This window comes from Leptospirales bacterium (assembly GCA_019694655.1).
In the GTDB taxonomy this organism is placed as follows: Bacteria; Spirochaetota; Leptospiria; order Leptospirales; family Leptonemataceae; genus SSF53.
In genome coordinates this window covers 162415-183678 of sequence record JAIBBN010000003.1, presented here as the reverse complement: position 1 = coordinate 183678, position 21264 = coordinate 162415, and the positions used below count along the sequence as shown (strand labels likewise).

The window sequence follows — 21264 nt, the reverse complement described above, 5'->3', positions numbered from 1 at the left end:
ATGTGACAGCGGTGTGTCGCTGGCTTTAAGGCCTTATGATCCGTGGCGTCGCAACAGATAGTAGCTCAGGGCGGCGAGGAAGGCCATCACGCAGGCGCCTGCCAGCAAGCCAAAAACTGACTGCCAGCCGCTGTGCGCCGCGAGCATTGCCACTCCCCAGCCGGAAAATAGCGCGCCAACATAGCCAATGCCATCAATCAGGCCGGCGGCAGTAGAACTGCCGTGCCGGCCGCCAAGATCGACAGCCATTGCGCCGCTAAGCAGCGAATAGGGACCGATGAGAAAGAGCGCCGAAAGTGCAGTAAATAGCAGCAGCGACCAGAGCGGTAAGGCAGCGCCGCCCCAATACAGCGCCAGCAGCGTCGTCGCTCCAAGGGCAATGCCCGGCAAAATGATCAATACCCTTCGACGTCGCGCCAGGTGATCGGAGAGCAGACCAGCGCCAATGGTGGACAGCGCTCCGGCCGCCGGAAAAATTGCGCTGCCGAGCACAGCACTGGCCTGATCGAGACCGCCGACGTCGCGCAGCAGCGCCACGCTCCAGAAGTTGAATGTCTCGCGCACAAAGGTCAGTGCAAAACTCATCGCCGCTACCAGCCAGAAACGAGGGCTGAGCATGTAGGGACGCAGATGAGCCAGGACGGCGCGCACCCCCTGATGCTCTCCGTGGTGATGACCGAAGAGATGTTCCTCGGCCAGCTCGCCCTGCTCTTCCAGAGTCATCTCAGGCGCCGGCAGAATAGCAAGGGCGCAGAGTGCGGCAATGATCGCCAGAGCGATAGCGGCGGAGAAAAATATGCCGCGCCAGCCCATGCCGCCGGCGATCAAGCTGCCGAAGTAGGCGCGAGCGATAGCATCGCCGGCCAGATAGCTAACTGAAATGAAGCCCAGCGCGCTGCCCTGCCAGCTGTGGGCAAAAGAGCGCGAGGCAATTTTGACCAATGAGGGCCAGCCGGCGGATTGCACCAGACGGTTGGCGGACCAGAATACGGCAAAGACCAGCGGCGTGGCGGCGACGCCGCCCAGCACGGTGAAGAAGACCGAAAGAGCCATGGCCAGAAAGAAGACCGCGCGTCCGCCAAGAAAATCGGCGACGATGCCTGAAAGAAATTTGCCAACGAAGTAAAAGGCAATACCGAGGCTGGCAATCCAGCCAATCTGACTCTGCGAAATTCCGCTTTGTCCGAACTCCGCGCTCATCAAGCCTTCGGCCACCGCAAAGTTGCTGCGACAGAAGTAAAAGCCAGCGTAGCCCGCAGTCAGGGCCGCAGCTACGGTCCATTGCCAGCTGCGTGTCATCGCGCCTGGCATCGGGAGAGTTCCGTCAGCGCATTGGACAGCGAACGCTTCTCGTCAAACTCCGGCGTGTTTGCCAGGTCGGCCTGTCGTCGGAGCATGAACTCGCGCGCCGGCTGAAAGACGGGCGGGCAACGCGAACCAAAGTAACGGTAGGCGTCCATGCGGCGATACAGATTGCCGCCGATCAGTCGAATGAAAAAGAATACGTCACGTCGCTCGCGATTGGCCAGGCGCAGCGTTACATAGCTATCCTGGCAATGGTCGATGAGCAGATCGGGCGTTTCACGCGGACCGCAGCGGCGATCGAGGCGTTGCACATAGGCCAGATACTCTGCAAAGCTGCTGTTTTCCCAGTCGCTGCGCTCCGCGGCTGGCGATGGTTCGGGGCTCTGTTCCGGCGGCGTAGAAGCCGACGCTGCATCGGCGGACTGTGGAGCGCTGCGCGCAGTCACCTGCAGAGCGCGCCAGGCCGACCATTGCGCTACCTGCCCGCGCCCGTCCAGTGCGCCGGCGCGCACCTGATAAGCGCCGTCGGGAATCTGCAGCTCGCTGTGCGCTGTGCTGACGCGTTGATCGACAAGAATGCGTCCGCCAGAATTGCGCAGCTGAAAGCGATAGCTTCGCGCGCCCGGAATTGCACGCCAGCGAACCGATGCGGGCGACTGGAAAACGAAATTGTCCGGCGCCGCCGGCGGCCCCTGGCCGTCCTGATCGCCGACTTCGGCAGCAGTCTCGCTGCCTGCAGCGTCCGCCGCCGGCGTTGCTTCAGGATCGCCCTGAGCTTCGGACGTACGTCGATTGAAACGCGACAGTGGAGAGGACGCCGTTCCGGCCGGCGTCTCTGCTTCAACCCGCCAGTAGTAGGCGCCGGGCGGCGCCGGCGGACTTTCGATGAAGTTCTGGGACGTGGTGGCGTCGAGCACGGGCGCCGAGAGATCAGGCCGCGGGGAAACGATGACGCGATAGCGTCGCGCTTCGGGAACATTGTTCCAGGTCAAGAGCGCCGCCTGATTTGCCGGCACTTCTGCATTGTTGCCAGGCGTCGCGGCGCTTGGCGCAGCCGCACGATCGCTCTGGCGCAGCTGAAGGCGCCGCGCCACGCTGAGCGCTGGCGCCACGTTTTCCAGCGCCGGGATGCTTCGCACCCGCCAGTAGTACTGTCCTGCAGCCAGGCCGCTGAGGCCAATCCCGGCGGACTGGCTGCGCTCGCTGCGCACAATATTCTGAAAGCCTGGATCGCTGGCCAGTTGCAGTTCAAATTCACGGGCCAGGGGCTGCGGCGACCAGCTGAACTGAATGGTTGGCGACTGACGCAAAAAGCTGAGACGCTCGTTGTCGGCCGGCGCAAACAGACGCAGCGCCGTATTGCTCACTACTGCTACCTTACGCGGCTCGGTACTTTCCAGGCGTCCCTGTTCGTTGACTCCCTGCAGGCGCCAGTACCAACCGCCCGGCGAAAGGTGCACTACGGCGGCGCCGCCGCTTACTGGCTGATTGCGCTCGAGGCGACGAAAGTCGCGATGCGCACTGATTTGCAGGTGCAGGTCCTTGAGCGGTTTGACCAATTCCCAGCGGAAGGATACGTTGGCGCCATCCGGACCGCCCGGCGTTACCGAAAGGTTCGCCGGCGATTGCGCCCGAACCGGCTGATCGCGGACCGCGACGTTGCTGTCGCCCAGCACCGCCGATTGATTGGCGCCGGCGCTCTGCAGCGAATTGCCGCTGCGCAATTCGGCCTGGCCGCGTTCCACCGCTACGTGCAATCCGCCTTCGCCATCGCCCAGACTGAAATCGGCGCCCTCGGCCCTGATCTGGCGTTCGCCGGCCTGCACTTCGACGCTATTGCCATTTTCGGACTGGTCAATGCGAATGGCGCCGGATCGAAAATGGATCCGCGCGCGATCGTCGGTGAGTTCCAGATAGATCATTGTGTTGGCATCGACATTGATGACGGTGCCATCGCGCAGATGAATACGGGCCTCGCTGTAGTCTTCGCTGCGCACCGTGTCGCGGTTGGCCAGCATGCTGTTGTTCTGCAAATTGGCCCAGACTACTTGATCATCGAATTTGCGCTGCACAAGATTGTACTTATAGGTAATATAACCAATGACTTCGCGCGAACCAAGGTCGACGCTGCGATTGTAGTCCAGATAGAATGCCAGGCCGGCTCCGATGATCAAAAACAGCAGCGCTGGCGGCAGGAAGCGCTCTAGATTCCGCAGCCGAAACATCAGCGCTTCTTGCTCCCTCTGGGCGCTTCAATGCCCAGCAGCTTGCGCAGCTCTGACGTTGATTCGGGAGCGTCGGCATCGCCAATTTTCCCAAGCAATGCGTAGATGCGCACCGGCTTGTTGCGTCCCTTGACCTGCGTTTCGTCCACCAGCTCGGTGCGGTACATTCCGCGTACCCGATCGAGCGCTTCCTGGGTCACCAGGATATCCAGCTTATGCACCTTGCTCAAGCCCTCAACGCGCGATGCGGTGTTGACGGCGTCGCCAATTACGGTGTATTCCATCTTTTGATCGGAGCCAATTTGCCCGGCGATCACCGATCCAGCATTGATTCCGGCGCCAATGCGCAGAATCGGTTTGCGTGCGCTGCCGCGGCGCTGATTGAATTGACGCAGGCGCTGACGCATCATCAGCGCTGCGTTGAAGGCGTTTTCTACTGGATTGCCTTGCTGGCGCAGTGCGCCCCAGACCGCCATGATAGCATCGCCCATGAACTTATCAACCACGCCGTGGTTGGCATTCACACAGGCCACCATTTCGGAGAAATAGCCATTGAGCATTTCCACCACTTCCTCCGGACGCAGCTTTTCGGAGATGCCAGTAAAGCCGCGAATATCGGAGAAGAATATGGCACAGTCCTTCCGTTCCCCGCCGGCGCGCAACTGGCCGGAAAGAGAGAGCTCAGCCAGCTCCTTATTGACGAAGCGCCCAAAGGAGGTCTTCAGGTTTTCTCGTTCGCGCAGGCCGCGAGCCATAGAATTGAAGGATTGCGTTAAGGTTCCGATTTCGTCGCGCGTTTCCGGCTGCAGCTGCAACTCATAGTTGCCGGCCTCAATCATGCCGGCGGCCCGGGTCAGCCGCTTGACCGGACGGGAAATGCTGCGGGCGAAGAAATAGATTACCAGCACTGCAGCCGCGACAATCATCAGCATCAGGTAGATATTGCGCCGACGGATGCTGTAGATTTCTTCGAAGGCGCTGTCTTCGGCCACCTGGGTGATTACGCCGCCGCCAAAGGGCAGGCGCTGAAAGGAAGCCAGATAGAAGTTCTGGTCCAGCCCGCGAAAACGGCCAAGGCCGTTGTCGATCTGGCTCTCGCGCATGGCTTTCACCGCCGGTTCTTCGGCCATGTTGGTGGCCGCCAGTGCAACGCGACGATCGGGATGAGCAATGGCCACGCCATCGTCCGAAACCAGAAAGGTCACAGCAATGCCCCGCGACTGAAAGGCCTCCAGGAAGGCCTCCATCTTGAGCAGCACCACCAGCGTTTCGTTGCCGTGTTCGTTGGTAAAGGACAGCGCCGCCACTGGCCGGCGCAAGGCCGGACTGAGATTGACCATGGCGCTTCCGCTGGCCGAGACCCGCGCCAGCTCCCGCTGCCGACCAAGCACTGCCGCTTGCAGATCCTGGGCGCTCAACTCGCTGGCCGACAGGAATGCGCTGTTGCTGAGATTCTCGCCGGCGATGAGCCCGCCTGCGCTCTTGCGATAGGTTCCAAAGTAGAGCCAGTTAGAATCTGCGCCAAAGAGCGTGCGCGCTACAGCAGCGCGCGCATTCGGACTGTGTGCCAGACCCTCGGCGGCGATGCGCGCAGCAGTTTGAGTGGACTCCAGTATCGTACTGACGCTGGCCGCGGATGTCTGAGTGACGCGAGTGTTGGCTTCTTCCACGCGAATGCGCCCATCGCGCTGCGAAAAATAGTTGGTCAGTATGATCATCAGCACCAGCGCCAGGGCAATGACGGCAGTGATCATGACCATCAACTTAGCGCGCAAGGTCCAGACGGAGAGCGATGCGCCGCCAACGTCGCCCTCTTCCTCTCCGCGAATCAGTTCCCGCAAGAATGCGCCAGCCTGCATGCCACTCCCGCCAGCGACTGCTGTCGCGGCGCGCTGAGTGTTGCGGCGAATCGCGCTGCGGCAATCATTTTCCGTTCAGGAAATGAACGGCGCGCTTCAAACCGCGCAAACTCAGCTCCTCCATCCGAAACAGTTCGCGAATTCGCTCCAGGCTCCAGACGCCGCGGCCGCCCTGCCAGACATGGGCGGCCATCGGGTTCAGCCATACCGTCCGCGGGAACCGTTGCTTGATCTGGCGCAGGATCTGAATCGATGGAACGGCGCTGGCATCATTCCAGGCCGACGCGCCCCACGCCGAGTAGAGCTCCTCTGGCGCCATGCTGGCGTCGCCAATGATGATGATCCGCGCTTCTGGGTCTTCGCGCAAGAGTTGCTCGATGGCCCAGGCCTTGCTACGCTGAGGATCGCGGTAAATGGTTTCATATATAGTATTGTGAAAAAAATAGATGGAGCAGTCGTGGAAGCGATCGCGCAGTTTCTGAAAAAGCAGGCGCGTACGGGCGGCATAGGGCGTCATCGATGTGCCGCCGTTATCGATCAGGGCAATTACTTTGATACGGTCGCGGCGTTCGCGGCGAAAAACCAATTCGATTTCTCCGCCATTGAGCGCCGATCGGCGAATGGTTTCAGGAGCATCCAGCTCGCTTTCGGCGCCAACTGCTTCCAGCTTGCGCAGTTCCCCCAGAGCTTGACGCAAACCTGCGCCGGCCAGCGATCGATCATCTGAATAGTCGACATAGCGGCGATCGCCGAAAACGCGGAGTGCGCTCTGCCGGCCGCTGGAACCTCCCACTCGCACGCCGCGCCGGGCGAATCCGCTGTGTCCAAAAGGCGACACGCCGCCAACGCCGACCCAGCGCGAGCCTCCGTGATGAGCTTCCATTTGCTGGCGCACCGTTTCCCAGAAGCGACGCATCAGCTCCTCGGCGCTCAAGTTCTGAGTAATCGGCTGCAGCTCGCCGCGCTGGATTGCGGCGCGCAGCCATTCGCGAAACTGTTTGCTCTCCAGCAGTTCTGGGTCGCCCTCCGCCATCGCCGGCAAATCGACGCCCATGAAATAGAATACAAAGGCGCGTTCAAAACTATCGAGATGTTCTGGCCGCCGCACAAAACACAGTCGAGCAAACAGGAAGATCGAATCCAGGTCCTCGGCCAATCCGCGGCGCAGTCCGCGCACAAAATCCAGACTCTGGTCTAGGCCAGCTGGAACCCCGTAGCGGCGCAGCAAGTAGACGAAATCAACGAACATCGCTGTGCTGCGGATTGCCGCGGTAGCTGAGCAAATCCTGGCTGCGCTTGAGCAGCGCGCCAATGAAGGGCAACTCGCGCGCCGAATGAAGCGCTGACGCCTCTGTAGCGCTGCGTTGCAGCGCCTCCACCCAGTTGAGCAGTTCGCTGGTGGCCGGGGCCTTTTCGTAGCCGCGCTGACGTAATTCGTAAAACAGACGCAGCGCCGTCTCGGCCAGATCCGTATCAAGGTTTGAAAAATGCAGCCGCAGAATGGCGCGCATTTCGTCGGGCGTTGGGAAAGCGATGTGGTGAGCAAAACAGCGCCGCAGGAAGGGATCGGATAGCTCGCGCTTGGCGTTGGAAGTAATCAAGATCAGCGGCGGATGATTGGCGCGGATCGTTTCGTTGACTTCCCGGATGGTAAACTCCGCCGACTCCAGCACATCCAGAAGGTTGTCCTGTACATCCGACTCAGTCTTGTCGATTTCATCGAGCAACAGCACGGAGCGCTGTGCGCAGCGAAAGGCGCGGCCAATCGGGCCCCAGATCACATAGTCGTAGAAGCGATTGACGTCCCTGCCGCTGGCGCCTGGGCCAAAGCGAGCATCATTCAGTCGAAGTACAGTGTCCTGCACATAGCAGGCTTCTTCGCCACGAATCGTGGATTTGGCGCGCAGTACCTCCAGCGGCATTCCGAGACTGCGACTGATTTCAAATGCCAGTTGCGTCTTACCGGTGCCGGGCTCGCCTGTCAGCAGCAGCGGCCGCTCCATGACCATTGCCATATTGACGATGGCGCCCAGTTCGGGGCTCAAATAGTAGCGCTCGGTACTGCGAAATTCCATGGCAAACGGGATCGCAAAGCTTCAGGCCAGTCAAGTCCAGCAAGACCAGAGCGACCATGGAATTTGTTTGCAGGCCCAGACCGGGCCGCTTTTTTGTAATCGCGGCGTAACCAGAGCGCTGGACCGGGACTCAGAACAGTGAGAAGGCAAGGGAGCAAGCAGTAGATGCAAGAAAACCAGGGTCAGGCAACGGATCTGCAGGAAGCGCTGAGCAGTCTCGGACGCTTTCTGGAGGAAGTGGATGCCAACATCTGGCAAAGGATGAGCGACGTCGCATACGCCTGGACTCAATTGCCGGCATTTCCTTCTACTGTAGGCGCGCACCTGCGCCACCTGCTGGACCATATCGAGGCCCTGCTGGACGGTTTGTCCGAGGGTCGCGTACAGTATGACCGCCGGCAACGCGGTCGACCGGAAGAAAGCCAGCGCGATGCCGGTCACGAACGCTTGCGTCGACTGCTGGTGCACCTCGATGGCAACGCCTCGCTGCAGAACGATCGCGATCTCTTGATTGAAATGTATGTTGATCCGGACCAGGCGCCAATCTGGATTCCAAGCACACTGCTCCGCGAAATTGCATTTGTTCACCACCACGGCGTACACCACGCCGCAATGATCGCCGTCCAGATGCGCGCCTTCGGCCTCTCGCCGACGCCTGAGCTGGGCGTCGCGCCGGCTACGCTGGCCTACTACCGTCAGTGAAGTCCGGTCGCGCCTTTCCAGCGGCTGTTCTCTACCTGCTGGCCCTGCTGGCCTCTCAAATTGTTCAGGGTTTCCCTGAATCGCTGCCCGCCGATCGTCGGCTCGTAGCGCTGAATGCCGCCGGCCAGCGACGCAGCTGGATGGCCTATCGCGAAGAAGGGCGCCAGGGAGCGCCGGCGATCTTGCTTCTGCACGGCAGCCCCGGTACTGCCTCCGACCTGTCGCGGATCAGCGCTGCTCTTGCCGGGCGCTTCCATGTGATCAGCCCGGACCTCTTGTGCGCTGGCTATTCCGATGCCTACGCGCCGGATTGTGGCGCTGCGGCCCAGTCGCAGGCAGTGCTCAGGCTGATGGACCACTTGCATCTGAATTCAGCCTGGATCTTTGCCCATAGTTTCTCTGGCGCCGTAGCCATTGAACTGGCCTCTCTTGCGCCGCGGCGGGTGCAGGGTGTCATTGCCTACGGCGCCCTGGGCGTTCAGGAAGCGGAAGGCAGCGGCGACTATTCCTTTGAACACTTCAAGTACAACCTGGGCTACGCCTTCCTCGCTGTAGGCCTCGAACTACTTCCACATTTTGGACTGCTTGGCTCCGCATCCATGCGCCACGGTTTCCTGAAGCAGTTTATGGATCTCGACCAGCGAAGTCTGCGACAGAAGTTAAGCAACCTTCCTGTGCCGGCGCTTTTTGTCCACGGCGATCGCGATCCGCTGGTTCCGGCCTGGGCGGCGGAGGAACACCATCGTCTGGTTGCGCACAGCGATCTGGTCATACTGAAAGAAAGCCATTTTATGGTCTTCAGTGCGAGCGGATCGCAGCGGCTGGCGCGATTGATTGAAGACTTCATCGAACGCACCAACCGCGGCGCAAGCAGCGGGAATGCAGTACGCGAAAGCCTGTCGCATCTGCAACAACCGCAACTGCCGGTCGATCTGCGCCTGGATCCGACGCTCAGCGCCTGGGGCCGACTGCTGGCTATCATCAGCGCTACGTTTGTTTCGGAGGATTTGACCTGCATCTCCGCTGGCCTGCTGGTTCAGGCCGGCAAGCTGGACGCGATCAGCGCCGTCTTTGCCTGCTTTATCGGGATTTTTCTGGGCGACCTTGGTCTCTACGGCCTGGGGCGACTTGCAGGAGCGGGTCTGCAATCGCTGGGCTTCCTGCGCAATCGCCTGCCGCAGAAGAAACTCGAGGAACTTCGTCGGCGCTTTGATCGCGAAGGCTGGAAGCTGGTCCTCTTCAGTCGATTTGTTCCGGGCCTGCGTTTTCCAACCTACGTGGGCGCCGGGCTGCTGGGCGGGCGCGCCGGCGTTCTGGCCGGAGCGGCGCTGCTTGCCGGGCTGATCTGGACGCCCCTGCTGGTGCTATCCACAGCGCGTTTTGGCGCCGGACTGGCCGCCTGGTTTCAGGGTCTCACTGGCAGCGCGTGGACAGGCGTGGCTCTGGCAATAATTAGTATTTACTTATTATTGCGCTTGTTGATGGGCCTGCTCAGCCGCGAGGGTCGCTCCAGGTTGCTGGCCCGTCTGGGCCGCATGCGACGACCCGAATTCTGGCCGCCCTGGATCTTCTACGCGCCGCTGGTCCCGTGGTGCGCCTGGCTCTCGATTCGCTACGGCGGATTCAAAACTGTAACCGCCTCTAATCCGGGCATGGAGAACAGCGGATTCATTGGCGAATCCAAGGCGCGCATTCTGGATCAATTGCCGCTGCGCTGGCGACTGCAACATGTCCTGGCCTCTCCTGCGCCGCTGGAAGAACGGATGTCCGCAGCGTTGCAGGCGATGCGTGCAGCAGGGCTTAGCTTTCCGCTGGCCTCCAAGCCGAATGTCGGCGAAAAGGGCGTCGGTCTGCGCATCGTCCATGACCGCGCACAACTGCAACTTGCTCTTCAGGAAAATCCGTTGCCGCTTGTGCTGCAGCGCTACCACGCCGGACCCGGCGAGGCCGGCGTATTCTACTATCGTTATCCGGACCAGCAAAGGGGCGAAATTCTGGCCATCACGGAGAAGGTTTTTCCTATTTTACGCGGCGACGGAAAGCGCAATCTACAGCGTCTGATTCTGGACCATCCGCGCTACCGAATGCAATGGCGCGTCTATCTAAAGCGCTTTGCCGATCGACTGGAAGAGACGCCAGCAGACGGCGAAGAAATTGTCCTGACCCGCACCGGCAATCATTTCCAGGGCTGTATCTTTCGCGATGGCGCTGCTCTAATCAACGAATCCCTGTGTCGTCGCTTCGATGAGATCGCCGACCAGATTGACGGCTTTTACTTTGGACGCTTCGACGTGCGCTACAGCGATCGCGAGGCCTTTCGACGCGGCGAAGACCTGGCGCTGCTGGAACTCAACGGCGCGACTGCCGAAGCGACCGTGATTTACGATCCGGATTATACCATCGGCCAGATCTACCGCATGCTCTTTCGGCAGTGGCGCATTCTGTTCGAGATTGGCGCCGCCAATCGAAAGCGAGGGGCGCAGCCGATGGGCAATCTGCAAATTCTGGGTGCGCTCTTGCAGCGTTTGAGAGAGGATAGGCCGCCGCCGATTGGCGCCTGATTTTTTGCAAGGTCGGCCTTGCGCCGGCGACTGAATGAGGGGCGCCCGCCGCAGGTGCAGGCGAAACAGGAGCAGAGGACATGATGCACAAAATAACGAACGCCTGGTTCCGGATCTTGCACAGGGTAACTGGCGATCCGCGAAGAAATTCGCTGGAGCACCGAATTTTTAACAGCCTGGCATTGTTCAGTGCAGCGGCCAATCTGGGCGGACTGCCCGGCGCCCCGGACAAGATCTCCTTTTTCCTTAGCCTGGGTTCAGGCATCTTATTTCTGGTCTACTACTACTTCTCTCGCGTACACAGCATCTACTACTCGCTCTACTGGCCGATGATGCTAACCATCTGCGGCTACCTGTTTTTCAACATCCTGGCCAATGCCGGTTCGCAGGGCGGCGCGCAGTACTTCATGATTCCCGGTCTGGCCATCGGCTATATTCTGGGGCGCAGCCTGGCGCAGCGTATTCTGGTCAGCCTGCTCTTTCTTTCGGCCACGGCTGCGCTGTTTGCCATTGAAACTATGGCGCCAGGCTACATTCGCCCCTATACCGACGCCGCCAATCGTCTGCCGGACGTAGCCGGCAACTATGTCTTTGTTCAATTTTTTACGGGCATGCTGGTTGTGATTCTTTCGCGAAACTTCACGGTAGAAAGAAACAAGTCCGACCGCCTCTTGCTCAATGTCTTACCGGAGAGCATCGCCGAGGAACTCAAACGCGAGGACCACGTCACGCCAAAGCAATACGCCAGCGCCACCGTGTTGTTCACAGATTTCGTGGGCTTCACACGCATTGCCGAGCGGCTCAGTCCGGAAAACCTGATTTCCGAATTGGATTCCTGCTTTCGCACATTCGATCAGATCATGCGCGAACGGGGATTGGAAAAGATCAAAACAATTGGCGACGCTTATATGGCCGTAGGCGGCATTCCGCAATCCAATGCCACGCATGCGATCGATGCCTGTTTGGCGGCGCTGGATATCCAGCGTTTCATGCAGAGTATGAAGACCGAACGCGAAGCGCAGGGCCAGCCCTACTGGGAATTGAGACTCGGTCTACATTGCGGAGATCTGGTCGCCGGGGTCATTGGCGAAAAGAAATTTGCCTATGATGTCTGGGGCGACACGGTCAATACCGCCAGCCGCCTGGAGTCCAGCGGCATGCCCGGTCGTATCAATGTCAGTGCATCGGTTTATGAACGCACCAAGCATCTGTTTGATTTCGAATATCGCGGTCGCATTGGCGCCAAAAACAAAGGCGAGATCGACATGTATTTCTTGAGCGGCATCAAGCCTGCTTATTGTTCTGCGGATGGCCTGACGATCAACGAGGCATTTCAAAAAGAGCGGGCGCGGCTGGTGGTATAAAGCGGCTCGGCCTGCGCGCCGCTTGCTGAAAAATTGGCGGGCTGAGGGCATCGACGGCGCGTCGCCCTTGGCGCCAGAGCGGTCCTCGGCAGAGTTGGTCCATGGCGTCCCGAATCGACAGGCATTCAAGTCCAATCACAACGCGGCGGTCAGCAATCTGTCAGCCGCTCGTGCTGGCGCTGCTGATGTGTGTCGCAATCGCTTCCTGCAAGAAAGAATCCTCCGCTGCGTTGCAGGGGCGCGGCGCCCATCTGCAGAAGGCCGGAGGTTATCAGTTTGTCTTTGATCTGCAAGGATTGCGCGAGCGCAATGCCATGCTGCGTATGATGGGCCTCCCGCCGCGGCCAGCGGCGCGTTACAGCGATCACCTGAGCCTGACGATTGTCGAAGCCGCCAGCGGTCGGCAGGTAGATCAGGCGGAATTGACGCTAACGGTGCTGGCCCCGGATGGGCAAAGTACCGCCGGCGACGCTTACGTCATGCACGGCGAAGGAATGCACCACTGGGCCTACGACTTTCAACGCGGCCCAGAGGGACGCTACCGCGCGATCGCCGAATTTCGCGAAGGCCAGCGAACAGCACACGTTGAGCAAGAATTCATACTGGAGTAGGCGATGTTCTGGAAAAGTTTCGGCGCGGTTTTCATCAGCGTTTTTCTGGCGGAGCTGGGCGATAAAACGCAGCTGGCAACTATGAGTTTTGCGGCGGAAGATGGCCGTTCGCCGTGGGCTGTCTTTCTGGGCAGCGCCTCAGCGCTGACGCTGGCCGCGGGCATTGGCGTGCTGGCTGGCGATCGAATTTCCAGCCTGGTCAGCCCGGCAACAATTAAGCTGATTGCCGGTTTTCTCTTCATCGTCATCGGCATCTGGACGATCTTCACGCGATCCTGAGGCTTCGCGCTCCGCTGCCAGCAGATTGAGGCCGCGAAAAAGATCCTCATAAACGCCGTTTGGATTCCAGGCGATCCAGCCCAGAGCCTGCGTATCCTCTGCGCCGCGCACCTGGGCGGCGACGTACTGTGGCAAGGTCATGTTGGCGTAGCCCAAACCAATCGAAAAGACCTGAATGTAGGCGGCGCTTTCCACTCCCAGCGGCGCCAGTCTGCGGTGCGCTGAACTCAAGCCGTCGCGAACTGCGCCGTAAGGATTGCTCAGCCGAGCGCGCTGACCGTAGAAGTGGCTTGGATAGAGCATCGGATAGATGCGATGGAGGTGCTTGCCAAAGGCCTCCAGATCCTGTCCAATGTGATCATGGCGATTGAATGCTACGCGACCGAAGACATCGGCTGAAAGACTCAAACCCAGTCCGTCCGCCTCGGCGCGCAATTGTCCAAGCAGTTCATCCAGGAATTTCTGGCGGACAACGGCAGAATACGGCAGCCGGCCATCGCTGAAGCGTATGTAGTCCAGTTGAATCTCCTGAAAGCCCGCCTGTGCAGACTGGCGCATCATCGTCCGCAGCGCCTGCATATGTCGCTCCGCAGGCGGCAGTTCTCTCAGACCGCCTTCAAAGCAAACCATCCGGGCTACGACGCGCCGTCCCCTGCTGCGCAAGAACTGCACCACCTCCGGATCGATCAAAGCGCGCAGTCCCTGATAGCCCTGCAAATCCAGGACGTACTGATTGACCCCGTAGTCGCTGGCGCGAGCATCGAGCCGCTTTACGTAGGCCAGATTGCGCGAACGGGTTACCGGAAGGTACAGTCCGCGCAGGCCGCCGCCCGCGCTGCGCGACAGTATACTGCGAGCGCGCTCTTCCTGCGCCTCGCCGGCGCGATCAACGCTCTGACACCCAAGAAACAATAGAGCCAGGAGCGCATTGCACTGCCAGCGACGATAGATGGGCCTCGGGCGCTGCATGGCCGCCAGGCTGCGGCGCTGCCGCCCAGAGTCAAGGCCGCGTGCAGCAAAGGAGGCATAGGCTTGGCCGGCCCTTCGAGCGGCTGCGTCGGCGAATTGATTGCGCGCTCATCGCCCGCGCCAAGCCTGGACCATGCCCTTGAATCGTTTGCTGCGCTGCCTGTTAATGCTGACGGCTATGGTCGCGGCTGCCTCGCTGGGCGCCGCCTCGGCTGTAGCCTGGAGCGAAGAGGCCTATGGCTACGCTTACAATGTGCGCACCGTGGAAGAGGCGGAGCGCCTGGCGATGCAGGCTTGTAACAGCAATGGCTGCGCCACAAACGTGCGAATTCTTGCCTCTTCGGCCGGCGAAGGTCATGGCGCCCTGGCCGCAGACGGCAACATCCTGGGAGTCGCCCTGGGATTTCCCGATCACGCCAGCGCTGCCAGTCGCGCCTTGAGCGAGTGCCATCGCCAGGGCGGCAAATCGCCGCGCGTTATCTTCACCTGGTACGACCGCGGCTACTGAAGCGTCGCCGGACGCTATTCGCCGCGCCGAAAGCGACCGCCGCCGGAGACAAAGCCTCCGCCGCCTATCGTTGGAGACTCGGGCGCGGCAGGCGCGCGACGCGAGCCGGCTGCGGCATGGACGCCAACCGCCTTGCCGTAATCCAGATCGCGCAGCGCGCTGACAAATCGCCGCGCATACTCATCCATTTCCCAGGCCTGCAATTTTTGATCATCAAGGTCGTAAGAAACCAGAGTATCCTCAAGGGCATTGTATACCCATTTCACATCCTGATATATCAAACCGCGATAGTCGTCCAGGCGCCACACCCAGAGCGGGAGGAAAAACTCGTAGGCCGGATCCAGGAGCGAACGGCCGTGTAACGACTCCGGCCAGTCCAAACCCAGCAGATCGAATACTGTCGGATAGACATCCAGAATCGTCCCGCGTTCCAGGCGATGCATCGGCAATCTGGCCAGCGCTGGATGTTTGAATATGATCGGCGCGCGAACCTCTTCATTGAATACGCTGAAGGAGTGTCGATAGAAGCCGTGCTCGCCAAAGGATTCCCCGTGGTCGGAAAACAGAACGAAAAGCGTATTCTTGTCCAATCCGCGTTTCTGAAATTCTTCGTAGACTCGATCAGCAACATGCAGGGCATAGTCGACGCCATTTCGATGCCGACCGAGAGAAGTGGCATCGTCGAAGCGCTGGAAATGTTGCGGATCCGGATTGAAATAAGGGTAGTGGCTGTTGGTCATCACCAGGCTCATCACAAAGGGACCTTGATCTCGGTCCAGCGCCTCCATGGCGCCATGTAGCAGAGCCATATCATCCAGGCCAAAAGGAAAGCTGATGTAGGCGCGGCCGGTCTGGGGATTGATGCGATTGAGGAAGTCGCGTTTTTCGGTGATTTGAAAATTCAGGCGCTGCAGGAAGACTGTTTCGTTCTCAAACGAAGTGTGGTCCGTATAAATGTAGTAAGAACGATATCCGCGCTGCATCAGCTGCGCAACCAGGGTCGGTTCGGGACGCAGGCTGCGGTATTTTTCCAGAAAGTCTCGACCGCTGTGCATGCCCGTAAACAGCGAATAGTGTGAATTGGAACTGTGCGGGACAGGAACAAAGAAACGATCGACGCTCAGGGTATCAGCGTCGCTGCGGAAATGCTGTGTACGGTCAAACTCTACGAAGCTATCGCGTGCGCTTTCCAGAACGATAAAGACGACGTTCGTACCCTCCGGCAGTTGTAGGCCAAAGCGCGCCGCCGCAAAACGTTGCGGACGATGGAGCGGCGGCTTCAGTTCGAAGGCTGGAAAATCCTCGGGGCGGTTGAGAGTGATCATGCGAATGCGGGCGCGGCCGCCCAGCAGCTCGCCGGCTTGCGCCGCCTGCGCGGCCCGCGAAGCGCCCAGGGCGAGGGCCGGCGCCGCCGCTCCACAGATCAGCATCAAAGTTGCGGCCAGCGCCAGCATGCGGCCGCCGCGCGATTCCTGCGCCTGACCAAAGCGGGTGCGCCGCCAGCGGCCGTAGATCCAGGGCCAGCCCGCACATCCTGTCATAAGCAGGAGATAGAGCAAGGGGAGATGCAATGGGACGCTGGAAACGGCGATGGCTGTTTCGCTGGCGATCAACTGGCGCAATTCAAGCAGGGCATAGAATGCAAGACCGGCGTCGATCTTCAAATTCATATAGTAGTACACAGTAACGCGAATAAAGGACCAGAAAATCGCCAGCGAGCCGATCAGCGGCGGCGCCGCGCGCAGCCAGGCGAGGCGCCGGCTGTGAAAAGAAAGTGTGGATGCGGCGACGCCAGAGAGATAGATACCGGCCATGCTCAGCAGGGGCGCCAGCAGATAGACGCTCTCGATCAAGCTGCGTCCCAGCCGGCCTGGCCAGGCCTGGTCTCCGGGACGGATTGCAAATAGCAGAGACTCCAGCGCCCAGGCCAGCGCGGCCAGCGCCGCCGGCGCCGCCGCCAGCCCCAGGCTGTAGCGGGCGGCGGCGTGGGCTGCAAATTCTCGGAACCAGCGTGGCGATGGAAGCGGCATCGTTTGCCAGCACTTGCTGCCGGAGGCGCGCCGTCATGCGATTCGCGAAGCTGCGAAATGAGCTTGAGCTATGAAAATTCGTTGAAGCAAACGCAGCCCGGGGGCCAGCTCTGGCAGGAGCCAGCGTCGACCATGTCCGTAAACTTTCTGGCAAGACTTCGTCGCCGCCGGCTGGCTCGGCCCTGGTCGTTGCTGCTGGCCGGCCTTGCCTTCCTGGCGATCCCGGCCAGCAACTACATTCTCCTGGCGGTCTACCATGGCTTGCCGCTTGCCGCCTGGCGCGCAGCGCTTGGTCGTCTGCATCCTTACGCTCTGTTTTTGATTCTGGCGCCCATACCGATTGGCATTGGCCTGCTGCTGGTCCGCCGCTGGGCATGGTACGCATTCCTGTTGTATACTCTCTTGCTGCTCCTGCACAATCTTGCTACCTTGCTGGTGCAGCCAGAAGGCTACAATCTGGCGGCGCTGCTGGCCACGGCGCTTGGCGCGGCGCTCTTGATTTTTTTTGCCCGTCAGGATATTTCGGCGCCCTACCTGAAAACATACCCGCGCGGCTGGCGCTACCAGCGTCGTAAGCCAGTAGAGACGGCGGTACGCCTGGATGATCGACCGCTACGCACGCGCGACCTCAGTCTGACCGGCCTCTATTGTGATTGGCCGAACTGTCCGCTGGAGACCAACCAGAGCGTGCAGATTGTACTCAGTCTGGATCAAGGGCAGATAGAACTGGAGGGAGGAGTGGTGCGCATCGACGAAAATGGCGTGGGCATTGCTTTTCGCCGCTCGGACGGCGATAGCCGACAACGACTGAAGGCGTTCCTGGACGAGCACTGAAAGCCCCCGGCAAGTGGTCTGGATTGAGGTCAGGGCTCCAGACGTCGAGCAAGGCTGGCCAGTGCGTCGGTGAAGGCCGGCTTGAGACTGCGCAATTGCTCAAATGCGCTTCGCGCCAGTTGACGCTCGCCGTTTTCCAGACGCGCTTCGGCAAGTAACTGGAAGGCCAGGGCATTCTCTGGATCGCGCAGGCTGGCGCGGCTCGCAAGTGCGACGCTTTCTTCCGCGCGGCCCAGCAACAGCGCGGCGCGCGCCGCAAGGGTCAGCTGCTCGCTGGCCCCTGGATTCCAGTTCAGCCAGTGCAGTGCGATGGTCCGCGCCCGATCGGCTCGGTTGGCGTTGAGAAAGCCCTGCACATAACGGGCCATCAACCGGTCCAGGGTCAACAGGTCTTCATCTTCCGGCGGCGGACCTATTTCCAGCGCTCGGGTGGCGGCCGCCTCAAAGCGCTCGGGCGGCAAGGCTTCGCCGGCGCCGAAGCTGCGCAGAACGCTCATCAACTCCTCCTCCCGCCACTCATGAATCGCCTCCGCTGCAACGCCTGCATAGTCAATGCGCAGCAGCGATACATCGTCGGTTACGCTGCCGCGCTCACGCAGCCCCTTGTAGACCGATTCCAGATCCGGCCCTGCAGCCTGCAGGGTTTCAACAAAGAGCTCTTCCCGATCGTTCATGACCTGCGCTCCGCCAGAATAGACCATGATATCGTCGCGACCGTCAGATCCAAGGATCAGTGCATCGCCTGGATGCAAGCGCAGCAGGTTGACGGCGCGCGGTCTGACTCCAAGGCGAAATCCAAGCTTGTGCATTGAATGGCCGCGCAACAGCTGCGCCCGCCCGTCGCGCAGCAGGAGCGGCGCAGGGTGTTCGCCGTTGAGCCAGTAGGCCCAGCCATTTTGTTCATCGATCAGGCCCATGCAAAAGGTTACGTACATCGAGCCGTCGAAGTTCTGAAAGACCGCATCCAGTTCGCTGTAGGCCTGCGACAGCCACTGCTCCGGAGAATCCTCCGGTTCAGGTTCTCGCTCCAGCAAAGTGCGGATAGCTGAGGCCAGCACCAGCGCGCCGCCCGCGCCCTGAATGGACTTGCCCATGGAGTCGGCGTTCAGGAAAAATTGTGCGCTCTGTGCGCCGACCTGGATCGGCCGCGCCATGTTCAGATCGCCGCCGATTTCACAAATCCAGCGCTTGAATGGAAAACGCTTCTTCTGACGGACAAAGCTTTCGATGGCAACGTTGCGCCCGCCGATGATCTGCGTGAGCGGCGGAAGTAGATTGGCAGTCAGGTAGTAGTCAAGGTCCTGCTGTTGCTTGAGCAACTGCACTTCCTCCAGACGCTGTTCGGCCATCAGCCGCGAGATCTCAGAACTGGTATGGATGCGCGCCTTGTTTATGGCGCCGGCTATCTGATCGCAGAAGCGGCCGATGCTGCGCAGGTCATTGCGGTTTAGGCTCAGCCTGCCGCCAAAGCGCGTCACAATGATAACGCCAATCGGCTCTCCGCCAATCACCAGCGGAGCGCAAAATGCCGACTGCAGGTGAAGCATATCGAAGATGCGTCTGTCAATTTCGGCAACAATATCGCGCGGCGGTCGCGGCATATAGAATGGCCGGCGACGCTGATAGACGCGACTGGCGATGCCGCCCTCCGCGCTCAAGGGAATGCGCAGCCCGAGTATGAAGCGATAGTGTTCTTCGCTAACCGACTCCGGACGCGCTGCCCGATAGGTATAAAGCTCATTGGCCTGGTCGTCCAGGAACTGCAGCCAGATGCCGTCTGCATTGTAGTGGCTGCGGATAAAATCGAAGATCACATCGAGAGCCGCATCAAGGTTGGTTTCGGCATTCACCTGACGGTTAACAGCGGCGTGCCGCTCCAATTCAATCTCCCGGCGCTCGGCCTCCAGACGCAGGCTCTCCGCGCGCAGGCGGGCGCTTTCGGCCTCCTCCACAAGCAACATGCTTTTCACTGCCGTCGCAATCTGTTCGCAGAATGTTGTTATGCTGTGCAAGTCATCGCGGCTCAAGCGCAGCGGCCGTTCGTGGTTGGTAAAGTCGATCACGCCAAGCAGTTCTTCTTCCACGTAGAGAGGAACAACCAGCAGCGATGCCAGCTTCATATGAGCGATGCCCTGTAGATCAAAATCCGATGGCGCCCCGCGAACGTGCGGCATGTAAAAGGGCTTGCGACGACGCACGGCGGCGGCGTGCACCGAAGCATGAGCGGCCAGCGGTAATCGCAGATTGATGGCATACCGCCGCCGTTCCTCATCGAGGAAGTCCGGGAATCGTGAACGGGCGTGTCGTAAATCGCCTCGCTCGCGGTCATGCAAATAGAGCAAGCTTGCCTCAATGCCAAAGTTGGAAGAGACGTAGTCAAAGATCTCGTCGATCAATTCATCGAAGCGACCATTGCTGAGCAGGCGTCGTGAAAAGGCCTGGTAAGCGTCCATCTGAAAGCGTCGCCGCTCGGACATTACCAGTTCCAGCTCGGCCGCTTCCAGTCGCTGTTGCAGTTTGCGCTGGCTTTCGTTTACTTCGGCCTTTGCGCCGGGTGCATCGGCGACAATGGCCGGCGCCCGCCGGTAGTAGAGATAAGCAAAGAACAGCGCCGCAGCGCTGGCCCCGCCGAGGATGATTGCTTCCGGCGCTGGCCAGGCCAGGCCGCAAAGAACGCCGCTGGCAGCGCCGAAAGCGGAAAGCGCCAGCAGGGGCTTCAATTGCCTTTGCAAATTCACAGGCTGCGCTCCAGCACGCGCGAGAGAGCAAGCAAGACGCGCTCTACACACGCCGGGCGTGCGTTGTAGCCCATCAGTCCGATGCGCCAGACTTTTCCGGCCAGCGGGCCGAGGCCGCCGCCAATTTCAATATCGTGTTCCAGCAACAAACGGCGACGAATTGCCGCTTCATCGACGCCCTCCGGGACCAGCACGGCATTCAGCTGTGGCAGGCGTTCTTCTTCCGGCGGCAGCAGTTGCAGGCCAAGAGTTCCCAGTCCTTCCAGCAACTGTTTATGGACGCGGCGATGCCGCTGCCAGGCCTCTTCCAGGCCCTCTTCTTCTAGCAGTTGCAGGCTCTGATGGAGAGCATAGAGCTGGTTCACGGGCGCGGTGTGGTGGTAGCTACGGGACTGGCGCGATTCGCTCCAGTAGGCATCAAGCAAACCGGCATCAAAAAACCAGCTGGCGCAGCTATCGGTTCGCATCTGGATCTGTTCCAGGGCTCGCGGAGCAATACTCAAGGGCGCCAGACCGGGCGGCGCACTGAGGCATTTCTGCGAACCGGCATAACATAGATCGGCCTCCCACATGCCCGCCTCCACTGGCGTCCCGCCAAGAGCCGTCACGCTATCGACAATTGTCAGGGCCCCGGCCTGATGTGCCAGCCGGCACAGTGTGGCGGCATCGCTCTGGGCCCCGGTCGAAGTTTCCGCCTGCACAAAGGCCAGTAGGCGCGGCGGCGCGCCGATTTGCAGCGCCTTTTGCACTGCCTCCGGATCTATGGCCCGCCCCCATTCGAAATCCAGGCATTGCACGATTGCTCCCCGGCGTCTGGCAATCTCGGCCATCCTCTGACCGAAGACGCCGTTGGTGCAGATCAGCGCTCGATCACCCGCTGCCAGCAAATTGACAAAGGCAAACTCCATGGCGGCGGAGGCCGGAGCGCTCAGCGGCAAAGTCATGGAATGCTTGCACTGGAACGCAAAGCGCAATAGCGATCGCGTTTGGTCCATCATCTGGACGAAGCGCGGGTCAAGGTGGCCAATGGTGGGCCGCGCCAGGGCCAGTAGCGTCCGCGGATCTGGATTGGAAGGGCCTGGACCCAGCAACAACACTTCCGGCGGCGAGAAGGCAGGCACTCCCCAGCTTCCCATTCAAGAATGTCCGGGGCAAGCTCTTTCACCAGCGAAAGCGCTTGCCGGAGGCAGGCCAGCGGAGGCTC

Annotated in this window: 15 protein-coding genes; 7 read left to right on the top strand and 8 right to left on the bottom strand. The window is 60.4% G+C overall.

What is annotated here, in order from left to right; all coding sequences use genetic code 11:
• Positions 1–33: 33 nt before the first annotated feature.
• From K1X75_06675 to K1X75_06655, 5 genes are all read right to left on the bottom strand, one after another.
• Positions 34–1299: an MFS transporter gene (locus K1X75_06675; protein MBX7057734.1), complete on the bottom strand. Its 1266-nt coding sequence runs from the start codon at positions 1297–1299 to the stop codon at positions 34–36.
• Positions 1296–3530, bottom strand: coding sequence for a FecR domain-containing protein (locus tag K1X75_06670; GenBank protein ID MBX7057733.1), 2235 nt, complete (start codon positions 3528–3530; stop codon positions 1296–1298). Before K1X75_06670 ends, K1X75_06675 begins: the two co-directional genes overlap by 4 nt.
• The gene (locus tag K1X75_06665; GenBank protein MBX7057732.1) at positions 3530–5389 is read right to left on the bottom strand and encodes a HAMP domain-containing protein; all 1860 of its coding nucleotides are present in this window, start codon (positions 5387–5389) and stop codon (positions 3530–3532) included. The genes K1X75_06670 and K1X75_06665 overlap by 1 nt, the downstream gene beginning before the upstream one ends.
• A gap of 64 nt (positions 5390–5453) precedes the next feature.
• Positions 5454–6638 (bottom strand): VWA domain-containing protein, encoded by a 1185-nt coding sequence (locus K1X75_06660; GenBank protein ID MBX7057731.1) that lies wholly within the window; start codon positions 6636–6638, stop codon positions 5454–5456.
• Positions 6628–7464 (bottom strand): MoxR family ATPase, encoded by an 837-nt coding sequence (locus K1X75_06655; protein MBX7057730.1) that lies wholly within the window; start codon positions 7462–7464, stop codon positions 6628–6630. Before K1X75_06655 ends, K1X75_06660 begins: the two co-directional genes overlap by 11 nt.
• Positions 7465–7629: 165 nt before the next feature.
• On the opposite strand from K1X75_06655, the gene K1X75_06650 reads away from it, so the two are divergent.
• From K1X75_06650 to K1X75_06625, 6 genes are all read left to right on the top strand, one after another.
• A complete protein-coding gene (locus tag K1X75_06650) occupies positions 7630–8166 on the top strand; it encodes a hypothetical protein (GenBank protein ID MBX7057729.1) in 537 nt (178 codons plus the stop codon).
• Positions 8163–10727 carry an alpha/beta fold hydrolase gene (locus K1X75_06645; GenBank protein ID MBX7057728.1) on the top strand — a complete coding sequence of 855 codons (2565 nt, stop codon included), beginning with the start codon at positions 8163–8165 and terminating at the stop codon, positions 10725–10727. The genes K1X75_06650 and K1X75_06645 overlap by 4 nt, the downstream gene beginning before the upstream one ends.
• 83 nt (positions 10728–10810) lie before the next feature.
• Positions 10811–12091: an adenylate/guanylate cyclase domain-containing protein gene (locus K1X75_06640; protein ID MBX7057727.1), complete on the top strand. Its 1281-nt coding sequence runs from the start codon at positions 10811–10813 to the stop codon at positions 12089–12091.
• A 170-nt stretch (positions 12092–12261) separates the two neighbouring features.
• Positions 12262–12702, top strand: a complete 441-nt coding sequence (locus tag K1X75_06635) for a hypothetical protein (GenBank protein MBX7057726.1) — start codon at positions 12262–12264, stop codon at positions 12700–12702.
• A gap of 3 nt (positions 12703–12705) precedes the next feature.
• The gene (locus K1X75_06630; GenBank protein MBX7057725.1) at positions 12706–12981 is read left to right on the top strand and encodes a TMEM165/GDT1 family protein; all 276 of its coding nucleotides are present in this window, start codon (positions 12706–12708) and stop codon (positions 12979–12981) included.
• A 1102-nt stretch (positions 12982–14083) separates the two neighbouring features.
• Positions 14084–14458 (top strand): DUF4189 domain-containing protein, encoded by a 375-nt coding sequence (locus tag K1X75_06625; protein ID MBX7057724.1) that lies wholly within the window; start codon positions 14084–14086, stop codon positions 14456–14458.
• Positions 14459–14472: 14 nt separating this feature from the next.
• Here K1X75_06625 and K1X75_06620 read toward each other — a convergent pair whose 3' ends face one another.
• On the bottom strand, positions 14473–16488 hold the full coding sequence (locus tag K1X75_06620) for a sulfatase-like hydrolase/transferase (GenBank protein ID MBX7057723.1): 2016 nt from the start codon (positions 16486–16488) through the stop codon (positions 14473–14475).
• 57 nt (positions 16489–16545) lie between these two features.
• Here K1X75_06620 and K1X75_06615 point away from each other — a divergent pair, with 57 nt between their 5' ends.
• Positions 16546–17322 (top strand): PilZ domain-containing protein, encoded by a 777-nt coding sequence (locus K1X75_06615; protein ID MBX7057722.1) that lies wholly within the window; start codon positions 16546–16548, stop codon positions 17320–17322.
• Between the two features lie 29 nt (positions 17323–17351).
• Here K1X75_06615 and K1X75_06610 read toward each other — a convergent pair whose 3' ends face one another.
• Entirely contained in the window at positions 17352–20060 is a 2709-nt protein-coding gene (locus K1X75_06610) for a GAF domain-containing protein (GenBank protein ID MBX7057721.1), read from the bottom strand.
• A complete protein-coding gene (locus tag K1X75_06605) occupies positions 20057–21181 on the bottom strand; it encodes an alanine--glyoxylate aminotransferase family protein (protein MBX7057720.1) in 1125 nt (374 codons plus the stop codon). The genes K1X75_06610 and K1X75_06605 overlap by 4 nt, the downstream gene beginning before the upstream one ends.
• Positions 21182–21264 lie beyond the last annotated feature (83 nt).